The following is a 21708-nucleotide window of genomic DNA, read 5'->3' on the forward strand; positions in this document are numbered from 1 at the left end:
AAAACCTCACTTTTAAAAAAGCTTTGTCTTGATACATTAAGTGATGGTAAGTTTTCTGTATTCTTAGATGGTTCAGAAATAAAGAGAGCGGATAGATTCAAAGATAGTAAAATAGAAGAGCATATAAAAAAACAATATGAAGACTTTAGCTTCGATAAATTGTTATCAACAGATCAAGATAGGTACATATTTATAGATAACTTTAACTTGGTCAGAGGGGATGAGAATTCGTTATTAAAGCTAATTAAAACCCTGAAGAAATATTTTACTAAGTTAATATTGACGGTTTCCGATTCATATACATTGAATCACGATAAGATAAAAGGAGACGGAATATTAAATGAATCATTCACTAAGCTAGAAATATTGAAGCTAGGCCACGCTTCTCGTTGGGAGCTTATAACTAAGTGGAACAACTTAAAAAATGAGTGTAGAGAATCAACTCAAGAATTAATAGTTAGAACAGATCATGCTAATAAAGAGATTAGTCGCGTAATAGGAAAAAATTATATTCCGTCAACTCCTTTCTTTCTATTGACAATGTTGCAGTCTATGGATACGAGCATAGCAGCAGAATTAAATACTAGTTCTTATGGCCATTATTATCACTACTTAATTACATGTAGTCTGGGGCTTGCTGGTGTAAAAAAAGATAAGTTAGATGGGATATTTACCTATATTACTGAAATGTCTTATTTTTTCTATAACTCAGAACATAAAGAATTATCAAGAGACGAACTGTGGGAATTTAACTCTAAGATCAATGAGGAGTATACACTTAAGATAGATTGTGACAGTAGAATAAATCAACTTGTTTCTGCAAAAATAATTAAGGAAAATAACGGGTTTTATTCATTTAGATACCCTTACGTATATTACTATTTCTTATCTAAATACTTATCTGACAATCTATCTAATGATGGTATTCAAAACATTGTTTCAGACCTTATATCAGGTTTGGATAAGAGAAAAAACATGAATACATTAATGTTTTTAACTCATCATTCAAAGGATAGTCGTATACTTGATGGTATAATTAACCACTCAAAGACTATACTATCCGATTGCAATACCTCTCGGCTAGACGAAGACGTACTTTTTATTAACAATATAATTGATGAGTTAAACTTAGAAGAATTTGTATTTGTTGAAGGTGATGTTCAAGAAAATAGGATTAAGGCTGCCAAGGAGCAAGAAGAATATGAAGACATTCAAGGTAACCATGAGGAAGAGTTTGATAATGGCGTTAATGAGGAAGATAGTGATAAGCCAAATTCATCATTAAACAACCTATTGCGAGATTTTAATCTCGCTTTCAAGTCAGTTGATTTAATTGGGCAACTGACCAGAAATTATCACGAGTCTCTAAAAACTGAACCAAAAGTAAACCTTATAACGGAAGCTATAGAAGCGCCACTGCGAGCATTAGAAGCAATCTTAAAGATAATGCGTGAAGATCATGAAACACTTATAGATATGCTCAAGAAGAGGATTCAGGAAGAATTTGAAGTGCCTGATAAGTCTAAAGATGATATTGATTTAATAGCTAGGCAGCTTTTATTTAATATGGTTAGGGTTGTATCATATTCAATTATTAAAAAAATATCTTCTGCGATTGGAAGTCGAGATCTTATTCCTCTTATAGAAAAGGCTTACAGTGGTAAAGATAAATCTAATGCTATAAGATTAATTGAACTTTCAGTTCAGTTAGACTTGGGTAATTTCGGGTCTATTGACAAAATAAAAAAAATGAGTAGAGATTTTAAAATCAATACGGTGTCAGGAAATATTTTAAGAGATCTAATTGCTGACTATCTATACATGTTTGAAGACTCAGAGCGTAATAGGAAAGCTGTTTGTGCTGCGCTCCAAATAAATTACATTCCAATGCAAAGTAATCAACAACAAAAGTTGATATCAAAAACTTCATAATGCATACAACCCGGCCTGACACCATCATGGCGGGTTGTAACGCATCATCAATACTGGACACTACGCTAAGCTAACGTCCAAACTTGAAGTTAATCATTTATGCTAATTTACTAAATGGCTTTAAACTATTTCTGCTCAAAAATGAGCTAACCACTCAGGTGAGTTTAAAAAGACAAGCAGTTGCGATTAATTTCTTTATTCGTGGCTGCCACCTTCCTAGGCTTCATCCAAATCTACCTCTGTTTCAATCAGCTCTGCCAATTCATCAGCATGCGCAGTATAAGCATCTAATCCTTCGAGTAGCTCTTGCTTGGTAAAAGTCTTCTTATCCATTTCTGTAGCCTCACTAGAAAGCAATTTAACCGAAAGTATAACACTGATGTAGGATTTACTCGGAAGCCGTTTAGAGGTGCTTTCAGATATGTTCTAGAGTTAAAGAATAAAGTAGGGGAGTAGGGCAGTGATTTGAGTCGTGGTGAAAATGGGTCTAAGATAGTTGAGAGAGAAACTACTGTATAAGTCCACCTTTCGTCCACACTTAATCCACCCATAAATGATGTGGTTATTGTGGGGTTGGGTAAAGTGGCGAAGTTTCAGTAAGTTGAAGAGAGTTGAGAGCGTTTTTGAGGGCTCAAAAACGGTGAAACCCCGATGTTGGTAGCATCGGGGTTTCGAATTTTTAGATGTCTCGGTTGGTAAGTCCGATAATCTTTATGCAAAAGGTTGGATTAAATCCGGATTAATTCCTTGGTAGGGAATTAGATGCGGATGAAGTCCATGTGCTCAACTTTTGGCTTGAACGCGTGACGTTGAACGTCTTGTGGCTTAACTTTAACTTCAGCGCCGTCGATTACTAGAACGATACCTTCGTAGAACTCAGGCTTGTCCATTTGGTTAACAACGTCATCGTGGTTAAGAACGATAGAAACTGCTGCTTCTTCACCGCCGTATACAACTGCAGGGAATTTACCAGCGTGACGTAGGCGGCGGCTCGCACCTTTACCTAGTTCAGTACGTACTACTGCTTCAAATTTCATAGTATTTACTCTCAAATATGAAAAAATTTAAATTCACATTCAGCGATGCGACCTCGCTCGAATGTGCTAATCGCTTAAGAGTAATTGGTAGTAACTCTATAAGCGAGCGCGGATACTAACACTGTGCGGGGGTTCTAGCAATAGATAATCATGCTAACGGAACATCTTTTGAGTAAATCTATTCAATTAGTTAGCAAAAGGTTGTGGTTATTGTTCGTCGTGCTGAATTTATGAGCGCAAAGTCAGCCAAACCGCGTCATTTTGATAGTGGACGTTGCCCTCACAAGTGAATCGAATCTGAATGGCTTTCTCACGGGCGGTTAAGTCTACCTTGGTTAAATTGTTTATCAACAGCACAACAGTTTAATGAAAGGGTATCGCTATGGAACAGTTAAGTATTGTCATTATCACATTCAATGAAGAGAAGCGCATTGGTCGTTTACTCGAAAATCTAAGCCAGCAAACGTATAAGAATTTTGAAGTCATTGTCGTTGATTCAAACAGTGATGACGCCACATGCGATGTGGCTAAAGCTTACAGCAACGCTTTGCCGAAGCTAACCGTACATAAAATGGCGGGGCGCGGTACCAGTTTAGGTCGCAATACAGGGGCGGAGTTGGCGCAGTATGAGCGTGTCCTGTTTTTAGATGCGGATGTCCAGTTAAGAGCCAATTTCCTTCAAGAAGCGATGATGCAATTGGAAGAGAAGAAACTTGAAGTAGCAGGTGTGTTCATGGGGGCTAATGGCTTACCACTGATTCACAAGCTGGGTTACGGTTTGTTTAATGTCGGCTTATACCTGACTCAGTTCTTTTTCCCGACGGCAGTGGGCGCTTGTATCTTCTCGACTAAGCGTGTGCATAAAGAAATCGGAGGGTTTGATGAAGAAATCGTCTTATGTGAAGACTGTGATTACGTCAAACGAGCCAGTCAAACTTGGCGATACCGCTTTTTAAATCTTACCTTCAGCTTTGACCCACGCAGGCTGGATCAAGACGGCGTCTTTAAAATGGGTTACACCTATTTATCTGCCAATGTTCGTCGATTCATCTTTGGGGAAATGCGTAAAAACGAGATGAATTACCAGTTCGGTCACTACAAAGAGCAATAAGCGTTAGTGGTGACGAAATGGAAGGCGTAGTTAGTCTATTTTTTGGGGCGTTAATGGATGCGTTAATTGGCCCCAATTTGTTTGTACCCGGTGAGCCATTTCTATTGGCCGCTGGGTACCAATTGCATCAAGGCATCGTTACTGGTGTGTTGGCAGTATTGTTGGGCGGGTTGATTGGAGATCAAGCCAGTTACTTTATTGGTCGTCGATTAGGTAAACCCGCTCAGAGAAAACTACTCAACTGGCAACCCAAAACGAGAAGGCCAATTGCGCGCTGTCGTCATTTAATGGCGACAAAAGGGAATGCGATTTTGGTGTTTGCTCGCCTGCTTGGACCTGTCGCTTGGGTTGTTCCGTTTATGGCAGGGACGCAGCAGATAGGCTGGAGACGCTTTTCGTTTTATTCATCTATTGGGTTGCTATTGGGTGTTGGTCAGTTTGTATTCTGGGGCTACTTGCTGGCGTACGGCGTCGAGAAGTTTCCAATGTTAAATGAAGCAAAGACGTTTCTGATAGAGCACAAACTGTCTCTATATGCTTTGGCTGCAACAGGGCTGTTTTATCTCGTCGCGAGGGCGTTCAACTGGCGCTATAAAGTGAGTGCGTCTGTTGCTGTTCTCATGGGGTCAGCCCTGCTTGCCAATTACCTGCACTTTTTTCTCTACTCAGACGACTTTTTGCAGGTTGAGAAAACAGCAGAAAAATCGAATCATATTGCGTATGTTGAGCCTAGTGAGTTGGAACTAAAAGCGTACCCCGGGCGGTCATCGGTGTTCGATGCCCAAGCGGTCAATGTTATCTACTATGGCGAGAACCCAAGGCAAATAATGCTTGATTTGGGTTGGATTGAGAACCAAACCTTCTCACGTAATGATCTAGAGTTGGAGGATTATCTATCTTTGCTCAAGCAGAATACGCCGCCAGTCTCGGATCTATTTTGGAACGGGGTGCCACAAGAAATGGCGTTTCAACTGCCGGGAAACTTGCTAAAACGTAGCCATATTCGTTGGTGGAAGGGAGGGGTTGATCCTCAATCAGAGACGCTGTTTTGGGTTGGTGCGCTGAGCTATGACAATGGCCTGCAACTTACGCCTTACTCAGGTATTGTCACTGTTTTGCACAGCATTGACCCCAATGTTGATGTCGAACGAGATAAACTGGCACTGCAAGTTATGCAGTTGCCGGGTTTACGCCAAGTGTCACTTAATGCGACCGCGTTGCCGACTAGCCTTGATGAAGAGCACGATTACTACTCAGATGGTAAAGTTTTGTTCATTCGAGACAACGAACTTCAGATAGCCGAACGTTAACAGAATACTTGCCAAATACGGTCTTTATTTTTTAGCAAATTGCGCTAGGGTAAGAGGCACACTAAATCGCTTACCCAATCGATCATCATGCTAATAATTAATCAAATTTATCGTCTTAATTTGTTGGCGGGATTCATTGAGAACCTTTCCACGGGGCATAAGGCGTCCCTTGGCACCAATGAAACCGCTTTGCTGCAGTACATGGTGGATAATCCTCACAGACCTTTGTCTAAATTAGAACTATTGGAATACGTATGGCACCAAAAAGGAGTGATCGTTGAAGAGAGTAGTCTGCTTCACTGTGTCTCTAACTGTCGTAAGGCGATAGGTGACAGCGGAGAAATCATCACCACGGTTCGCGGAGTTGGTTATCAATTTAATGGTCAAGTTTCAAGCGAAGAAGAACGTGAAGAAGTACCAGAGCCGGCACCCCAGCCGGAAATCCTCCAACCTCAGATTGTTGAAGCTGAAGAGTCTCAGATCAAGAAGCGTAACCTGATCTGTATTTCACTGTTCACGCTTGCCACCGTTGTCAGTTTTGCCCTTTTTTCCTTTACTCGCTCTCCTTGGGTGCAAGCTGACTATCAAGAACAACGATTTATTGGTTGTACTATCCAAGCCAATACGCAAGACAAACCCATTGTGATGACCAACGTGCGTATGTTCACGACCAATAATCAGGTGATATTGGTTGACGCAGATGGCCATTCAATCAGCTACCTTGTTGATGAAGTGGAGGTGCAATGTGAATAAGCTTCTTATTGGGTTGAGTTTAGCCTCGGGTGCGGCCGTTGGCGCAATGGCGGCATACATTTTTTCGCCGACGGTTAGCCTTAATGTCGTCAGCAAAACCTCGATTTTAGTCCCGACTAAACAGAAGACTGAACAGTTAAACATGCACGCGACCATCACACTTAAACGTTCGGGGCAGTATGAAGCGTATTTCTTTACCGACGAAAAAGTGGGCTATAACGCATCGGGCAATTATGCGTTTGATTACCACGGTTTGTCGTTAACGCCGACCTCATCGGAGAAGGTGATTCCAGAAGGTAAAAAGCTAAGTCTGATTGAGATGATGTTCTCGCAGCAAGGTATGCACTCTATGGAAGGGTTAACCATCATTCCACTCTCTGATAAGCAGATGATAATGGTCGCGCCTCGATACTCCTATCTGTTTAGCGAAGTTACCCCTTAATCATAGGAGATTTTAAGAGCCATTTTTACTGGCTTTTTTATTGATTTAAATTCAATAAAATCAAAGGTTTGATATTTTTTTATAATCGCTAATTATTAAAAATCCTTTCGCTGACAAAGCGTTAACTTTGTAGGAGAAGTCTTAGGTATAACAACCGCAAGTTTCATCAATTAGAGACAAGCTATGACTCAGTACCTAAATTCTCCACTGTCGGTTTTCTGCGCAGTAAGTGCACTTTTTGCAACACACGTTTCTGCCGAAGAGACTCAACCTGCTATCCCTGTAACGGTAGAAGTGGTGGCGAAACAAGTCCATCAATCTTCGATTGAGGAAGTAGGGAAAGTAAAAGCAACAGATTCAGCGGCGTTAACGTTCAGCGCGGGTGAAAAACTTAAAGCCCTGAACTTTGAAGATGGCGACCAAGTTAACAAAGGCGATTTGATCGCACAGCTAGATGATGCACAAGCGCGAGCAGAATTGGATAAAGCCAAAAGCTCATTAGCGCTGGCAGAATCCAAGCTGGATCGCGTGCTCGCATTATTGAAAAAGCAACCTGATTCCATGTCTGCACAAGATGTCGAAGAGCTTAAGCAACAAGCCAATCTGGCTCGCGCCGACTTCCGTCAAAAGAAAACCGATCTGCAAAACTACCAATTGGTGGCTCCGTTTAACGGCCAACTGACTAATTTTACCCACTCAGTAGGCAGCCGAGTTGAGGCTGCGACGGCGTTGGTCAGCTTAATCAAGCTCGATCCTGTAGAAGTTCACTACTCAATCAGCCAAAACGAAGTCGGTAAAGCGCAGCTTGGCCAACCAGTATCGATTTCGGTTGACGCGTATCCTAACCAATCTTTTGTTGGCAAAGTGAACTACATTGCGCCTTTGGTCGATGAAAGCTCTGGCCGCGTTGAAATTCACGCCCATTTAGAGAATCAAAACAACCAACTGGTGCCAGGTATGTTTGCCAAAGTGTCACAAACCGTTGGTAAAGACAGTGCGGAGTTGGTGGTGTCACAGACCGCTGTTGATACTAATGGTGACCAGCGTTTTGTCTGGGTGATTGAAAATGACAAAGCAGTTAAGCGCTCGGTTGAGCTGGGCGATAATACAAATAATGGCTATGTCACGATTAAGTCGGGCTTGAAATTGGGTGAGATTGTGGTGGTCACGGGCCGTCAAAATCTAAATGAGCACTCTTCTGTAGCGGTGCAAAACTCTGTGTCAAAAGTGACGCTACCTTCGCGAACTTTACCTGCTACACCTAAACCCGCACCAAGCGAGGAAGTGAAGCAGGCGGTTAACAAAGACGCGAGTAAAGAAGTAAAACCAACCAATGAGCAATCTGAGGAGGTAACGAATGAAGCTGCCTGAGATATGCATTAAACATCCAGTGCTCGCATCCGTGCTGAGCATTGCAATTGTCCTACTGGGTATTGTCTCTTATCAAAAGTTGGCGATTCAGTATTTCCCTGAGCGTCAAACCGCATCAGCAACAGTGAGCGCTTCGATTACCGGTGCGAGTGCAGAGTTTATGTCGCAGAACGTGGCTGATGAGCTGATCACCGCGGTGACGGGGCTAGATAAGATTAAAACCATGACGACGGATTGTCAGGAGGGCAGTTGCTCTCTGAAAATTCAGTTCGAAGATGGGGTCAGTGACGTTGAATACGCGAGTCTTATGAACAACTTGCGTAGCAAAGTAGACGGTATTTCCGATTTTCCACCGGCAATGACAGATAAGCCAACCGTTACGGATGACTCATCTGAAACGTCTATGCCAAGTAACATCATCACCTTTGTGAATCGCGGCGAGATGGACAAGCAGGAAATGTTTGATTTCATTAGCCAGCAATTGGCTCCTCAGTTTAAGAATGTACTGGGTGTCGGCGGTGTATGGGGGCCATATGGTGGCTCAAACCGAGCTATTCGCGTTTGGTTACAGCCTGAGCGTATGGCGGCACTAAACGTCAGTGCTTCTGATGTGGTAGGCACGTTAAGTACTTACAACGCGACATTTACTGCAGGTACGATCAAAGGTGAAGTCCGTGATTTCTCAATCAACCCGGTTAACCAAGTCACTTCAATTGAAGACGTGCGCGACCTTGTTATTCGTGTCGACAATGGCAACATCATCCGCGTCAATGACGTAGCAGATATTCAAATGGGAGAGGAGAGCCTAGAGCCGAGTATGCTTAGCGTCGATGGCAACATGGCGATGTCTCTTCAGGTGCTACCGCTTAAATCTGAAAACCCAGTGACGGTTGCTAACCGAGTGAAAGCAACCATGGAGACCATGCAGGTGCCTGAAGGCATTGAAATGAAGATGGTCTACAACCAGGCGGACTTTATTGAAGAAGCGATCGATCAAGGTTTTATGACGCTAGTCGAAGCGATTGTGTTGGTTTCTGTGATTGTGGTGTTGTTCTTAGGCTCACTGCGTGTCGCGGCCATTCCATTGATCACTATTCCTGTGTGTGTCATTGGCGTATTTGCGGTTATGGCAATGCTTGGATTTAGTATCAACGTATTGACCATATTGGCGATCATCCTAGCCATTGGCTTGGTGGTGGACGACGCGATTGTGGTAGTAGAAAACTGTTATCGTCACATCGAAGAGGGGCTATCACCCTTTGAAGCAGCACTTAAGAGCTGTAAAGAGATCGTCTTCCCAGTTATCGCGATGACATTAACTCTGGCAGTGGTCTATTTACCTATCGGTTTAATGTCTGGCTTAACGGCGGATCTGTTCCAACAATTTGCGTTTACCTTAGCGGCGTCTGTGATTATTTCTGGCTTTGTTGCATTAACGTTGTCACCAATGGTGAGTGCTTATATGTTGAAATCAGTGACAACGTCACCAAAGTGGTTTCAATGGGTTGAGACAAAGCTAAATGCCATGACAGACAAGTACATGACATTCCTCAGTGCTTGGTTTAAACGCCCAATGCTGGTTATCGCAGGTACAACGTTGTTAACGGCGCTGTCTATTGTCGCAGTCTGGACCATGCCAAAAGTTTTATTGCCAACAGAAGATACTGGTTTCATCGAAGTCACGTCTCATGGCCCGGCGGGGGCAGGGCGACTGTACGACCTTGAAAACGCTGATCAGATCAACGCGGTATTTAAAGGTAACCAACAAATTGATGCAAACTTGGCCTACATCGAAAGTGCGCCAACAAACCATGTGCTACTAAAACCTTGGGAAGAGCGTAACCAAAGTGCCGATGAGGTCATTGATGAGATGAGCGCTAAGGCTAAAGAAAGTATCTCAGCCTACACGACTTCCTTCTCTGTGCGCTCTGCCGACAACCTTGATGTGGCGGACAATTTGATTTTGCAAGTTACGACGGTCAACCGTGACTTAGATGAATTGTTAGACACGGCAGCGAAAGTGGTGGAGTTGCTTGAAGGCTATGAAGGGTTAACCAATGTAGATAACTCAACTCACCGAGATCAAATGCGCTTTGACTTGTCGATTGACCGTAACGCGATTGTGTTATCAGGTGTTGATTATGGCAATGTGACCAATGCGATTTCTACTTTCCTAGGTTCAGTGAAAGCCGCTGATCTACAAGCGGATGATGGTTTCACTTATCCCATTCAGGTTCAGGTTAACCGCAAAGCATTAGGTGACTTTAAAGTACTCGATAAGCTGTACGTCAGCTCTGAATCAGGCCAGCGACTGCCGTTGTCTCAGTTTGTTTCGATCAAGCCTGTGACTGCAGAGTCGAACATCAAAACGTATGCGGGCAAAGATGCGGCAGAAATTACCGCGGACCTTGCTCCGGGTTACAGCGCAACGGATATTCAGACCTTTATTGACACTGAACTACCGGCGCTACTGAAAGCGGGGCAAAGCTACCAATATGACGGCGTGGTGAAAGAGCTCAATGAGTCGTCGGCGGGGATGCAAATGTTGTTTGGTTTAGCGTTGATTTTCATCTTCCTAATCCTGGCGGCTCAATTTGAAAGCTTCATTGATCCTCTAGTGATCATGATGACCGTACCGTTATGTCTGGTTGGCGCGGTGCTAACGCTGAGTGTGTTTGGCCAAAGCATTAACATGTACTCGAAGATTGGCTTGCTAACTCTGGTTGGGTTGGTGACCAAACACGGCATTTTGATGGTTGAGTTTGCTAACTTGAAGCGTAAAGAAGGCTTAGGCGTTTACGACGCGGCGGTAGAGAGTGCACGTTCTCGACTGCGTCCTATCTTGATGACGTCGTTGACCATGATAGTCGGCTCTTTGCCACTGGCACTAGCCGAAGGCCCGGGCTCGTTAGGTCGAGTGAACATCGGTTTAGTACTGGTTGGCGGGTTAACAGTGGGTACTTTCTTCTCCCTGTTCATCGTACCAATGGCGTATGTGGCTATCGCCAAAGTACGTGAAAAAATGCAAAACAAATCTCAGCTGGTGGAGGTGTAATTTATGTTGGTGATTAATGGCACCCACTTACTCAATCCAGATCAGGGTTTCATTCAGAGCCTGAACACTCATGTTCGTCATCCGATTGGGATTAACGAAATCACTCTGCTCAATTACATGATTGAGCGCAAAGGTGAAACGCTAACGAAAGATGAAATCATGCATGAAGTCTGGCTAAAGCGTGGCATTGTGGTTGAGAGCAGCAGTTTGTTGCATTGTATTTCAAACTGCCGCCGAGCGCTGGAAGATAAAGCGGCCATGGTGATACGCACGGTGCGAGGAATTGGCTATGAGTTTGACGCTTGCATTGAACCTTTCCAAGAGTTGAATACTGCTGAGGTGACTCAAGAGGAGCAGGTAGAATCGACCGTCGAGCAGATTGAGGAGCTGGCGATTGAGCCAGCTTCACAAAGCACGTCAATGAAGCAATGGGCGCTTGTCGCTGGGGTGGTCTTAGCCAGTGCAGGGCTGAGCTATGCACTCGTCGAGAAGCTTCATTCGCCGATACAAACGACCAGCTTCGAGCAACTGCACTACAGCCAGTGTACGTTTTCACCTAAAACAGAGCTGGCAAACATCCATTATCAAGAGGTGACTGTGTATAGATTTGACGACCTATCATTGCTGGTGAGTGCTGATGGGCGTTCCTTGAGTTTTGCAAGCGAGAGTAATGGGGTGCATTGTGAACAATAAGATAATCATAGGCGCGGTTGCATTGGGCGCTGTCCTTGGTGGAGCCGCTTCTTACTTAGATAGTAATAAGCTCAACCGCCACTTTAACAGCAGTACTATTGCGTACGTAGAAGCATCCAATCCAGATGATTCGTTCGCAAAGATGATTCCACTGAGGTTTGAGTTGACGTTAAAAGAGAACAGTGGCTATGACGTCTATGCGGCCATTCCTAACAGTAAAGTCGGTTACATGACTTCAGGTGACTATACATTGGACAGTGATGGCGTGTTTTTTAATATTCAAACTCACAGCCCGCTAAGGGCTGAGGGTAGCCATTATGGCCCAATAGAGCAGCTGTTCTTGCGTCGAAACGCATTTGAAGGACACAGAAAAGTAGCCAAATTAGAAGATAACAAAGCAGCCTTGATAGGCCATAAAGTGGTGTTACTGCTCAATTATTAAAGCTGAAACCACTAAAAAAGCGATGCTGAGCATCGCTTTTTGTTTTTAGGAAGGAGCATAACTTACACGAAGAGGGAAAGTGACCGAGTTAGCTAGAGAGTTTAAGGTGCAGTACTGCTTTTAGTCCACCCATCGAGCTTCTCTCTAGCGTGAAATTGCCGCGATAGCTGTGGGCCATTTCGCTAACAATATTCAATCCGAGCCCGGTTCCTGGGGTTGTCTCATCTAATCGCACACCACGTTTGATGACCTGTTCGAGTTTTTCTTCAGGGATGCCACAACCATCGTCTTCGATAATGATGTCGATTTCTTGATTCGAGTGTGTCGCTGAATGAACTCGAATGATGGAGCTTGACCACTTGTAGGCGTTTTCCAATAAGTTACCAACCATCTCATCAAAGTCGGTGTCTTCGACGGCAACGACAAGTTCAGAGTCGATTTCATTAATCAGTGTCACGTCTCGATGCGCGTAGACTTTATCAAACGCGAGTGAAATGGCGTCAATTCTCTCTGACGGGTTGGTTTTCACCGACAAAATGTTTTTTGAGCCGGCCATTCGAGCGCGACCAAGATGGTAATCAATTTGGTGCTGGATTTGGCTTACTGGGTCTTGCAGTCGATCACGAATGTCTTTCTCAGACGTACTGATCTCGTTTCTTAGTACCGATAGCGGTGTTTTGAGCGCATGTGAAAGGTTGCCTGCGTGGTGACGGGCGCGTTCAAGCAGCTCTTGATAGTGGAACAGCAACGCATTCAAGTCGAGCACGATAGGGGCAACTTCGCGTGGGTATTCTCCATCTAGGCTTGCTTTGTCTCCAGAGCGTACTTGCGATAGCTCTTTATGCATTTTGGTAAGGGGGCTAAGAGACCATTGGACCTGAATCACGATGATCATGAGAACGCCAAAATAGAGCAGGGCGAGGATAACCCAAAGTTGGCCCATAAGTTCGGCAACGGTGTCTTCTAGCGGTTGTTCATCAATGCCGATTAACACATCAATTGGACCGTCATATTCGGGGAAGTAAAGTGACGTTTCAATATAGATGAGACGCTCATCGCGTGCGCCTAGTGCGTGTTTTTCCCCTTTATCAAAGGTGATTTTTTTGTCCCAAAGCGAGCGTGAGCGAAGTTGATCTGCCGCGTTGTCAATAGACCAGTAGAGGCCACTGTATGGGCGATTGAATCTTGGGTCGGAAAGGGGAGTCGCTAAGGTCAGTTTGCCACTTTCATCGACTTCGATAGAGGCGGATAACTCATCAAGATAGAGAGAGAGCTGTTCGTTGGTCGAGTCCAACATATAGCTGAGCACCTGTTTGGGTACCGTTACGCCCGCAGCGATGACCATGGCGGTCAACCAAACAACGGCTGCCAGTACGAGGCGGCGTCTTAAGCTGAGGCGTTTAAGCGGGTAACGTATCTTATTCAGCATTCAATTGATATCCCAATCCTCTCACTGTTTTGATCACTTTAGGCGCAATTTTCTTTCGAATACGACCAATAAACACTTCGATGGTATTGGAGTCACGGTCAAAATCTTGCTTATAGATATGTTCCACCAGCTCGGTACGTGAGATGACCTTTTCAGGGTGGTGCATGAAGTAAGCGACAACCTTAAATTCAAGAGCGGTGAGGCTGATCGCTTGCCCTTGCCACATGACTTTAGACGTGCGGGTATCAAGGCTCAAGTTACCATTTTGAATCACAGGAGAGGCATTGCCCGAAGCGCGGCGAAGCTGAGCACGAATACGAGCAATCAGTTCGACCATTTCAAACGGTTTGGTTTGATAATCGTCGGCGCCAGCATTCAACCCTTCAACGCGTTGGGTGAGTGTATCTCGCGCACTGAGGATGATGATGGGGGTGTTGATGTTTTCATCACGAATGCTTTTCAGTACCGTTAGCCCATCAAGCTTGGGTAAGCCCAGATCAAGAACGATCGCTTCCCAGTCTTCTGAGGTAGCGCGATAGAGTGCGTCAATGCCATCGGTTGAGAGTTCTGGCGTCCAACCGTTTTGCTCAAGGGCTTCAACGATCTGTTCACCTAGGCGTGGTTCATCTTCTACGACAAGTATCTTCATATTATTGGTCTTCTAGATTCTTAAGGGCTTTTTTAAAATGGCGGCCTTTTATCAGCAGCATTTCGAGAGTTTCCGCATTGTATTCAACTTTGATGATGTTGTTTTGGTGATTGATCTTCAGCTCGTAAACCCAAATGTCGTCATCCTCTTCTAACTCAACTTCAATGATGCGTCCTCGCAAGTCGCGTTCAACAGCGGCATACATTTCAGAGAAAGGACGAATAACGCCTTTTTTGACGGCGTCATACACTTCATCTTGATCTTCTTCAAACTCAATTCTGGTTCCGGGTTTGTGCACATCTTGCACTAGCTCGTGGCCGTTATGGTCAGCCGCTACACAGCTGAAACTGGATAGAGAAAGTAGGCTAAGCATCAATGGAATGGAAAGAGATTTCATTTGGCGCACTCTCAATAGGTTGAATAGTCACAGTGTAAATGAACGAAGATGAATGGTGAATGAATAGTTGCCGTGCGGTCAAAACTGCTCCGCTTACAAAGTCTTACTTACTCTTAATATTGATAAGGATATCATCGCTGGGTTTGTATATTCGGTGTTAATTTATTAAAGCGGGTTTTACTCAATGGTTAGCAGGTTACTGGTTCTGTTTACGCTGTTTTCTAGCTTAGTGTATGCGGGTGATGGTAAGACAACATACACGTTGTCAGATGTCGACTATCGTCTGTTTGCGTCCAGTGAGCCTGCTGATGTAATTGCACAATCATCGAGTGAATATTTTAGCAGTGGCGTCATGTGTCGACCGAGTGCCAACGAGTCTTGCTGGCTTGAACTCTCTACAGCGGATGATGGCTTTGGCGATTACAGCCTTATTTTGAAAAGTTTGTCCTCTCGGGAAGGGGATGTCTATTTTGTCCATCAATCGAAAATCCAGCATAAACAGCAATTTGACCAATACCGCACCTTAAACTTGGAACGTAAATGGCCCTTTGAACGGGTGTTGCTAAGGTTCGATACCGGAAAATCAGTCAATGTCAGTACGATATTTATGCCCAACACTGTGTTGGCGAAAAAACTCATCGTCAATAATGGTATTGCACTGGCGATAACCTTGTTTATTTTTGCTGTCAGTCTGTTTTATGTGTTGAATGTCTGGCGAGTAAAGCGCTTTCAATCCGTCTATATTCTTCTTTACTCGGTTTCGTTTCTTCTGTTCTACATCTACAACTTCGGTTTTATATGGGATGGGTTGGATGAACTGGGCGTCTACATTCACCGATTTTTTGTCAGCCCTTATTGGTACGTTGCGTATACCGGCGCGCTGACAAGTTTGTATCTAATGATTGTCAGTGCAAGTGGTCTCCAAACCAATCACAGTCATTTCGCGATGTGTATAGGGATAGTGGCGCTTCAGGTTGCGATTATCTATTTTTCGCTGTTCCCCATATATTTAGTGATCAATAACACTTTGTTGGCGGCGCTTTCACTGTGTTTGTTGCTGAACGAGAAGAATATTAAGCATAAGCGCTATATTCTGTTTTGCTATCTGGTCTGTTTTCTCTCGTCGTATATGGTAGTGGAAACCTCGTTATCGCAGTCTAGGTTAACGCTTTATTTTTATGAAATTCAGTTGCTGTTTTTCATTTCTCATATGCTACTTATCTTGATCTGTATTTATGAGCTGTCAGAGCTGAGAGTGGTTAATTTCGGTGATTATAAGAAGCTAAAATCTTCGTCCATTCAAGACTTTATGACAGGGCTGCCGAATCGAAAGGCGATCAAATACAAGTCAAAGCTGCCAAACTCGATGTGCTTTTACTATATCGATGCAGACAAGCTCAAATTCACCAATGACACACAGGGGCACCATGTCGGCGATCGTATGTTGATTGGCTTGGCAAACCGGATTAAAGCGATTGCGGAAGAGTGCTTGGGTGAGGTCTATCGTGTTGGCGGTGACGAATTTGTGCTTGTGACGGCCAAATCTGCATCCAATGCGCTGATTCAATCGCAACAAGAAGTGGCATATGGAACAGGAGATGAGCAGTGTTTTCAGTTTAGCTTCGGACGTTACCGGAGCGTGCCGGGTGAATTGGTAGAGGACAGCATCTACAAGGCGGAGTACTGCTGCCGTAAAGCCAAGCAGTTAAAACGTCTTTTTCAGGATTGGTGTGACCAAGATGAGTTAATGCTTTACTCATTGCCAAGCTTGAGAATCGAAGCCATTAAACTGATAGAGTCGGACCGATTGGTCTGCTTTGCTCAGCAGATTGTTTCTCATTCATCCTCAGAGCAGCGCTATGAGCTGCTATGCCGATTAAAACGAAGTGACCAAGAAGGGGAGTTTCATTCTGCTGGTCAAGTTCTGGATATTGTGGCGTCCCATGGTCTCGAAAAAGAGCTCGATATCAAGATGCTTGCGTTTGCTCGCCAGTTTTTAACGCAGCATGACAATTTATATCTGAACTTAAACTTTTCGGTAAAAACCTTGTTTGAACCGCATGTGCTTGGATTGATCGAGCAGTTCCCACCGTCGAGTGCAAGGCGATTAACCATAGAGGTGACTGAGCAAGTGTTCTATCGAGCGGATGCCAAGTTTAAGAGTGTGGTGGCAAAGCTAAAGGCACTCGGTGTCGCGATTAGCCTAGATTATTTCGGTTCGGGGTACTCTTCCTATTCCATCTTGTCAGAAGTACAGTTTGATATGATTAAGATCGATGGTTCACTGATCAAAGATATTCATCTCTCACGCTTTAAACAGCATATGGTGAAATCAATGGTCGAGTTAGCATCGATGGACAATATACGTTTGGTTGCCGAGCGCATAGAGCTGCAATCTGAACTCGATATCCTGAAGCGACTTGGCGTTAAATATACTCAAGGGTATTTACTGCATAAGCCAGAATTGGCGTCATACCGATTCGATAGCATTTCTCATCAAGCGCATGAGACAACATGCGCTTCACAGTGGGTTGTGAACTAATCAGCAAGCTCATCGGTGAAAATTCGATCTCTCAGTTTCCAGAACCTACCCACCTTACGAGCGATGATAAACTGAGGTAGACGGAATCGATGCTGGTTGTTGACTACCTTGGTCGGTGATGCGTCATCAAACGGACGGTGTTTATCCGCCAAATGAGGACGAACAAACTGGTCTTTAAAGCGTTGCTTTTGGTTCTTGGTTGTCAGGGACCAAAACTCGTGAACTTGCGCCTGATTGTCGCCAATGTACGTGACCTTTAGGCTGCTTTTGCCTTTCTCGTCTTTGTGGACGGCTAATGTCATGTCTCGGCATTCAAATACTAACGCGTCTTTTAAGTTCAGCGCCTCTTTGAGTTTCTTGTCCGGGTCAACCAGCGTGGCATCGCACTCGTGACAAATACGTGCTGCAATGTCGTTATCAGCGCCGCATTCTCCGCAATACTTGGCGCGAAAACGGTAGTTACAATGCTCTCGTTCCCCCGTTTCTTCGTCTTCAAAAAAGCCTTGGCATTTGCGCCCGAAGTGTTCGATCAGAAAGCCATTGTTGTCTAATTTTCCCCAGAAATTGTTGTTAAAACCGCAAGCAGGGCAAGGAATAGTAATGATCTCGCTGTCGGAGTCTGGCTTCGCGTCGCCAACTTCAGGCTGATACAGATCGTAGCTGTTTCCGGCGTAGTCGAGGACCAAGCACTCTTCTTTACCCGGAGATAAACGAAGCCCTCGGCCGACGATCTGCTGGTACAAACTGATGGACTCGGTAGGTCGCAAGATAGCAATCAGATCAACGTGAGGGGCGTCGAACCCTGTTGTTAACACAGAGACATTGACCAGGTATTTCGTTTTACGGTCTTTGAAGCTTTGAATGATGCTATCGCGTTCAATCGTCGGCGTGTCGCCAATCACGAGGGCAGTTTCACCTTCTGGAAGTAATCCGTAGATTTCTTGTGCGTGCCTAACGGTGGCGGCGAAAATCATCACGCCTTGTTTGTCTTTGGCTAGGTGGATGATTTGCTCAACAATCTGAGGCGTAGCGCGCTTGGCTTTATCAATTACCATATCCATTTCGGATTCTTTGTAACGTCCGGTTGAGGCGGGAGTCAACTGCGAGAAATCGTAACTCAACACAGGCGCATCCATCATTCTCGCGGGCGTTAAGAACTTCTCATCGAGCAAATAGCGGATGGGCAGCTCGAAAATACAGTCGCGGAAGAACCTTGGCTCTTCGGTGCGTACCAAGCCGCGAGTATGATATTGGTATATCCAACCCATCCCAAGGCGATACGGTGTGGCGGTCAGTCCAAGTACTTTGATGCCAGGGTTGAGCTCTTTGAGGTGACCAATCACTTTTTGGTAACTGGTGTTTTTGTTGTCTGGGACGCGGTGGCACTCATCAATCACGAGTAGAGAGAACTGGTTCTTGAACTCGTCAAGATTCCTCACCACCGATTGAACGGAAGCAAATACCACCTGTTGATCGGTTTCTTTGCGTCCCAAGCCCGCCGAATATATCGCGCCTTTTAACCCATAGCCTTCATACTTTGCATGGTTTTGTTCAACCAGTTCCTTTACATGGGCAAGCACAAGAACGCGCCCTTTGGCTAAACGCGCCAGCTCTGCGATCACAAGGCTCTTTCCGGCACCGGTCGGCAATACAAGAACAGCAGGAGACGAGTGCTTACGAAAGTAATGAATAACGGCTTTGACGGAGTCGGCTTGATAGGGGCGAAGTGTATACATAAATTGTGTGAAATAGCTCAACTATTTGTGGCAGTCGCACTATAATACCCCACCTAACAAAGATGAGGTATTCATGCGTTTAGATAAATATTTGTGTGATGCACTGGGTGCGACACGTAAAGAAGCAACAAAAATCATTAAAAGTGGCGACGTAACGGTCAATGACGTTATGCAAAAAAGTGGTGCGTTTAAAGTTACCGATGCGTGTGTTGTTGAGTGGCAGGGACGCGAAGTTCAAAAGCCTGGCCCGCGCTACATTATGCTGTTTAAACCGGATGGTTTTGTTTGCTCGCATGAAGATGGTTTCAACCAAACGGCGTTCGCGTTGCTTGATGAAGTGAAAATGGAAGATCTACATTTCGCAGGTCGATTGGATGTTGATACTACAGGTTTGGTGCTCATTACCGATGATGGTCAATGGTCACACCGTATTACTTCACCTAAGCATAAGTGTGAAAAGACGTATCGTGTTTGGCTGGTGGATCCCATCGGGGGCGACTACGCGGATAAACTCGCCCAAGGCGTAGAACTTCGCAATGAAAAAGAGCCAACATTGCCTGCAAAAATGGAAGTGGTAAATCATGATGAAAACGAACTGCTACTGACCATCACGGAAGGCAAGTACCACCAAGTAAAACGCATGTTTGCAGCCTTGGGCAATAAAGTTGAGCATCTGCACCGTGAACGTATTGGTGCTATCGAGCTCGATTATTCGCTTGAACCGGGTGAATATCGCTACCTAACGGAAGAGGAAGTAGACTCTGTTTGGAAGTAATGCTCGTTATAGGAAATAGTTTAGTTCCAAATAGGAACTAGTTATTTTTATCAATTTGATTGAATATAGATCAGTTCAAGGCTCGCGGATGCGAGTCTTTTGTTTCTGTTTGGTTGCAGCACGGACGCTGCATATCTAACGCAACCGAGTAGGAGTCTTATGCCTAATTCTGCAGTCGAGCAAACCAGCACCCCACAAATCAATTTTCTTATCTTCGTTATTCTTGGGGCGATTGGTGCATTAACACCGCTCGCGATTGATATGTATCTACCTGCCATGCCAACGATCGCAAAAGATCTTGGGGTCGCGGAAGGTGCTGTTCAAATTACATTAACCGCTTATACCGCGGGCTTTGCTATCGGCCAGTTGATTCATGGCCCACTAGCTGACAGTTATGGACGCCGCCCAGTGCTGTTACTGGGTGTGCTGTTTTTTGGTATCGCTTCTGTGGTCAGTGCGACCACCACGGGAATCGAAGCGCTCACTTGGGTACGTACGGCTCAAGGTTTTGCAGGCGCTGCCGCTGCGGTGATTATCCAAGCGGTGGTACGCGACATGTTTGATCGCGAAGACTTTGCCCGCGCAATGTCGTTTGTCACTCTGGTAATGACAGTCGCGCCACTGGTGGCCCCTATGGTGGGGGGACACGTTGCCGTGTGGTTTGGCTGGCGCGCTATTTTTTGGATTCTGGCTGGTTTTGCGGCAATTGTTATTTTGCTGGTGGTCTGGAAAATCCCAGAAACGCTCAGTGAAGAAAAAAGGCAGCCTCTGCGTTTTAGAACGACGATGCGCAATTACTTCAGATTGTGTGCGAATCCGACTGCGATGGGGCTCATCTTCTCTGGGGCATTTTCGTTCTCTGGTATGTTCGCGTTCTTAACCGCGGGTTCGTTTGTCTATATTGATATCTATGGCGTGCGTCCTGACCAATTCGGCTATTTATTTGGGCTGAATATTATCGCCATGATCATCATGACAAGCATTAATGGCCGCTTGGTAAAGAAAGTCGGCTCCCATAACATGCTTCGTTTTGGTCTGGCTGTTCAGTTAATCGCCGGTTTGGGGCTTTTTGTCGGTTGGTTACTTGACCTAGGCTTATGGGGCACAGTACCTTTCGTGGTCATGTTTATTGGTACGATTTCGACCATAGGCAGTAACTCAATGGGGCTGCTACTCAGTGGCTACCCAACCATGGCGGGTACGGCGTCATCACTTGCTGGCACGTTGCGATTTGGTACGGGTTCCATTGTTGGTGCAATTGTGGCGTTTATGCCTGGTGGTGCTACTTGGCCTATGGTGACAACAATGACGGCATGTTCCGTGTTGTCTGCCGCGTTATATTGGATATTTGGAAGAAAGGCGTAATGTCTGAATACACGATTGAAATTCAAAAATTAGTCAACACCGCGCTCGCTGAACTGGCTGCCGAGCACAAATCTGGTAAAGCGGTGAATGCGCCTGCAGCAAACAACTTGTACTTGTTGCGCTGGGTAACGCGAGCGATCAAAGCTCAACGATTTCCTCGTGTTGTCAGTGGTGATCTCATCCGCTGGCAAAAGATGGGACGCTCAAAAGGCAATGATGCAGGCTTGATGATGACCTTTGAGCGTATCTCAAAATACTACGCTCAATTCTTTCCTGAAGGCCAACAAGATCGCGTGATTAAAGATCATGAGATCAATGCGTTCATTGACATGATGGAAGAGCAGGGCTGGGAAGTGACAACATCAGAAGCCTTGGTCGACTGCGGAAAGATTCAGATCTTTACTGAAGGTCCGAACTCTCTGGCGATGTGTACGGAACAGTGTGAAAGCTGTTTTGATGGTGAAGTGATGATCAAACCGATGAATTGGTTTGTAAGAGGCCATCACGCTGACTTTATTGAAAAGGCATCGGCAGCAGGGTTTATGGTTCACAAAGTGACCGACTATAAGTCTAACGTGAAATATCATGGTGAATACTTGGTTTACCCTGATAACCGAGGCGAGCATTTAGCGGAGATTCCGCTTAGCTTCAAAGCGTAGTAAGCCCCTA

The 21708-nt window shown here is 44.8% G+C and carries 18 protein-coding genes; 13 read left to right on the plus strand and 5 right to left on the minus strand.

The features are described from left to right. The coding region (locus OH458_RS13060; RefSeq protein ID WP_443088520.1) for an STAND family AAA ATPase at positions 1-1932 on the plus strand (1932 nt) is incomplete at its 5' end. 758 nt (positions 1933-2690) lie between these two features. On the opposite strand, the gene rplY is transcribed toward OH458_RS13060, so the two are convergent. Further along, entirely contained in the window at positions 2691-2969 is a 279-nt protein-coding gene (gene rplY / locus OH458_RS13065) for a 50S ribosomal protein L25 (protein WP_005471955.1), read from the minus strand. A 382-nt stretch (positions 2970-3351) separates the two neighbouring features. On the opposite strand from rplY, the gene OH458_RS13070 reads away from it, so the two are divergent. The 8 genes from OH458_RS13070 (at position 3352) to OH458_RS13105 (ending at position 12146) form a co-directional block, all read left to right on the plus strand. Then, entirely contained in the window at positions 3352-4080 is a 729-nt protein-coding gene (locus OH458_RS13070; protein ID WP_269978634.1) for a glycosyltransferase family 2 protein, read from the plus strand. A gap of 17 nt (positions 4081-4097) precedes the next feature. Further along, a complete protein-coding gene (locus OH458_RS13075) occupies positions 4098-5390 on the plus strand; it encodes an LssY C-terminal domain-containing protein (RefSeq protein WP_269978635.1) in 1293 nt (430 codons plus the stop codon). A gap of 87 nt (positions 5391-5477) precedes the next feature. Next, positions 5478-6143, plus strand: a complete 666-nt coding sequence (locus OH458_RS13080) for a winged helix-turn-helix domain-containing protein (protein WP_269978636.1) — start codon at positions 5478-5480, stop codon at positions 6141-6143. After that, positions 6136-6585, plus strand: a complete 450-nt coding sequence (locus OH458_RS13085; protein ID WP_269978637.1) for a hypothetical protein — start codon at positions 6136-6138, stop codon at positions 6583-6585. Before OH458_RS13080 ends, OH458_RS13085 begins: the two co-directional genes overlap by 8 nt. Before the next feature lie 183 nt (positions 6586-6768). Then, complete coding sequence (locus tag OH458_RS13090) at positions 6769-7956, plus strand: efflux RND transporter periplasmic adaptor subunit (RefSeq protein ID WP_269978638.1); 1188 nt, start codon at positions 6769-6771, stop codon at positions 7954-7956. Continuing rightward, entirely contained in the window at positions 7943-11011 is a 3069-nt protein-coding gene (locus OH458_RS13095) for an efflux RND transporter permease subunit (protein WP_269978639.1), read from the plus strand. The genes OH458_RS13090 and OH458_RS13095 overlap by 14 nt, the downstream gene beginning before the upstream one ends. 3 nt (positions 11012-11014) lie before the next feature. Continuing rightward, positions 11015-11704, plus strand: coding sequence for a winged helix-turn-helix domain-containing protein (locus tag OH458_RS13100; RefSeq protein ID WP_269978640.1), 690 nt, complete (start codon positions 11015-11017; stop codon positions 11702-11704). After that, complete coding sequence (locus tag OH458_RS13105) at positions 11694-12146, plus strand: hypothetical protein (RefSeq protein WP_269978641.1); 453 nt, start codon at positions 11694-11696, stop codon at positions 12144-12146. Before OH458_RS13100 ends, OH458_RS13105 begins: the two co-directional genes overlap by 11 nt. A gap of 88 nt (positions 12147-12234) precedes the next feature. Here the strand turns inward: OH458_RS13105 and OH458_RS13110 are convergent, their stop codons facing one another. Genes OH458_RS13110 through OH458_RS13120 form a run of 3 tightly spaced genes read right to left on the minus strand, consistent with a single transcriptional unit; the run spans position 12235 to position 14597 of the window. Further along, entirely contained in the window at positions 12235-13575 is a 1341-nt protein-coding gene (locus OH458_RS13110; protein ID WP_269978642.1) for an ATP-binding protein, read from the minus strand. Next, positions 13565-14224, minus strand: a complete 660-nt coding sequence (locus OH458_RS13115; protein WP_005472004.1) for a response regulator transcription factor — start codon at positions 14222-14224, stop codon at positions 13565-13567. The genes OH458_RS13110 and OH458_RS13115 overlap by 11 nt, the downstream gene beginning before the upstream one ends. A 1-nt stretch (position 14225) precedes the next feature. Next, positions 14226-14597, minus strand: coding sequence for a PepSY domain-containing protein (locus OH458_RS13120; protein ID WP_086028704.1), 372 nt, complete (start codon positions 14595-14597; stop codon positions 14226-14228). A 208-nt stretch (positions 14598-14805) separates the two neighbouring features. On the opposite strand from OH458_RS13120, the gene OH458_RS13125 reads away from it, so the two are divergent. Then, positions 14806-17163, plus strand: a complete 2358-nt coding sequence (locus tag OH458_RS13125) for an EAL domain-containing protein (RefSeq protein WP_269978643.1) — start codon at positions 14806-14808, stop codon at positions 17161-17163. Here the strand turns inward: OH458_RS13125 and OH458_RS13130 are convergent. Continuing rightward, a complete protein-coding gene (locus tag OH458_RS13130; protein ID WP_269978644.1) occupies positions 17160-18899 on the minus strand; it encodes a DEAD/DEAH box helicase in 1740 nt (579 codons plus the stop codon). The genes OH458_RS13125 and OH458_RS13130 overlap by 4 nt on opposite strands. A 73-nt stretch (positions 18900-18972) precedes the next feature. Between OH458_RS13130 and rsuA the strand changes: the two genes are divergently transcribed. The 3 genes from rsuA (at position 18973) to OH458_RS13145 (ending at position 21698) form a co-directional block, all read left to right on the plus strand. Next, positions 18973-19674: a 16S rRNA pseudouridine(516) synthase RsuA gene (gene rsuA, locus OH458_RS13135; protein ID WP_269978645.1), complete on the plus strand. Its 702-nt coding sequence runs from the start codon at positions 18973-18975 to the stop codon at positions 19672-19674. 159 nt (positions 19675-19833) lie between these two features. Then, entirely contained in the window at positions 19834-21039 is a 1206-nt protein-coding gene (locus tag OH458_RS13140) for a Bcr/CflA family multidrug efflux MFS transporter (protein ID WP_038191967.1), read from the plus strand. Further along, positions 21039-21698: a DUF2913 family protein gene (locus OH458_RS13145; RefSeq protein WP_038191969.1), complete on the plus strand. Its 660-nt coding sequence runs from the start codon at positions 21039-21041 to the stop codon at positions 21696-21698. The genes OH458_RS13140 and OH458_RS13145 overlap by 1 nt, the downstream gene beginning before the upstream one ends. Positions 21699-21708 lie beyond the last annotated feature (10 nt).

Source organism: Vibrio sp. MarTm2, from assembly GCF_027587055.1.
Classification (GTDB): domain Bacteria; phylum Pseudomonadota; class Gammaproteobacteria; order Enterobacterales; family Vibrionaceae; genus Vibrio; species Vibrio sinaloensis_D.

Excerpts from the sequence above, each read along its gene's own strand:
- OH458_RS13070 (WP_269978634.1), top strand. The coding sequence starts at position 3,352 with ATGGAACAGTTAAGTATTGTCATTATCACATTCAATGAAGAGAAGCGC.
- OH458_RS13090 (WP_269978638.1), top strand. The coding sequence starts at position 6,769 with ATGACTCAGTACCTAAATTCTCCACTGTCGGTTTTCTGCGCAGTAAGT.
- OH458_RS13075 (WP_269978635.1), top strand. The coding sequence starts at position 4,098 with ATGGAAGGCGTAGTTAGTCTATTTTTTGGGGCGTTAATGGATGCGTTA.
- OH458_RS13080 (WP_269978636.1), top strand. The coding sequence starts at position 5,478 with ATGCTAATAATTAATCAAATTTATCGTCTTAATTTGTTGGCGGGATTC.
- OH458_RS13110 (WP_269978642.1), bottom strand. The coding sequence starts at position 13,575 with ATGCTGAATAAGATACGTTACCCGCTTAAACGCCTCAGCTTAAGACGC.
- OH458_RS13115 (WP_005472004.1), bottom strand. The coding sequence starts at position 14,224 with ATGAAGATACTTGTCGTAGAAGATGAACCACGCCTAGGTGAACAGATC.
- OH458_RS13100 (WP_269978640.1), top strand. The coding sequence starts at position 11,015 with ATGTTGGTGATTAATGGCACCCACTTACTCAATCCAGATCAGGGTTTC.
- OH458_RS13130 (WP_269978644.1), bottom strand. The coding sequence starts at position 18,899 with ATGTATACACTTCGCCCCTATCAAGCCGACTCCGTCAAAGCCGTTATT.
- OH458_RS13125 (WP_269978643.1), top strand. The coding sequence starts at position 14,806 with ATGGTTAGCAGGTTACTGGTTCTGTTTACGCTGTTTTCTAGCTTAGTG.
- OH458_RS13095 (WP_269978639.1), top strand. The coding sequence starts at position 7,943 with ATGAAGCTGCCTGAGATATGCATTAAACATCCAGTGCTCGCATCCGTG.
- OH458_RS13140 (WP_038191967.1), top strand. The coding sequence starts at position 19,834 with ATGCCTAATTCTGCAGTCGAGCAAACCAGCACCCCACAAATCAATTTT.
- OH458_RS13120 (WP_086028704.1), bottom strand. The coding sequence starts at position 14,597 with ATGCTTAGCCTACTTTCTCTATCCAGTTTCAGCTGTGTAGCGGCTGAC.
- rplY (WP_005471955.1), bottom strand. The coding sequence starts at position 2,969 with ATGAAATTTGAAGCAGTAGTACGTACTGAACTAGGTAAAGGTGCGAGC.
- rsuA (WP_269978645.1), top strand. The coding sequence starts at position 18,973 with ATGCGTTTAGATAAATATTTGTGTGATGCACTGGGTGCGACACGTAAA.
- OH458_RS13145 (WP_038191969.1), top strand. The coding sequence starts at position 21,039 with ATGTCTGAATACACGATTGAAATTCAAAAATTAGTCAACACCGCGCTC.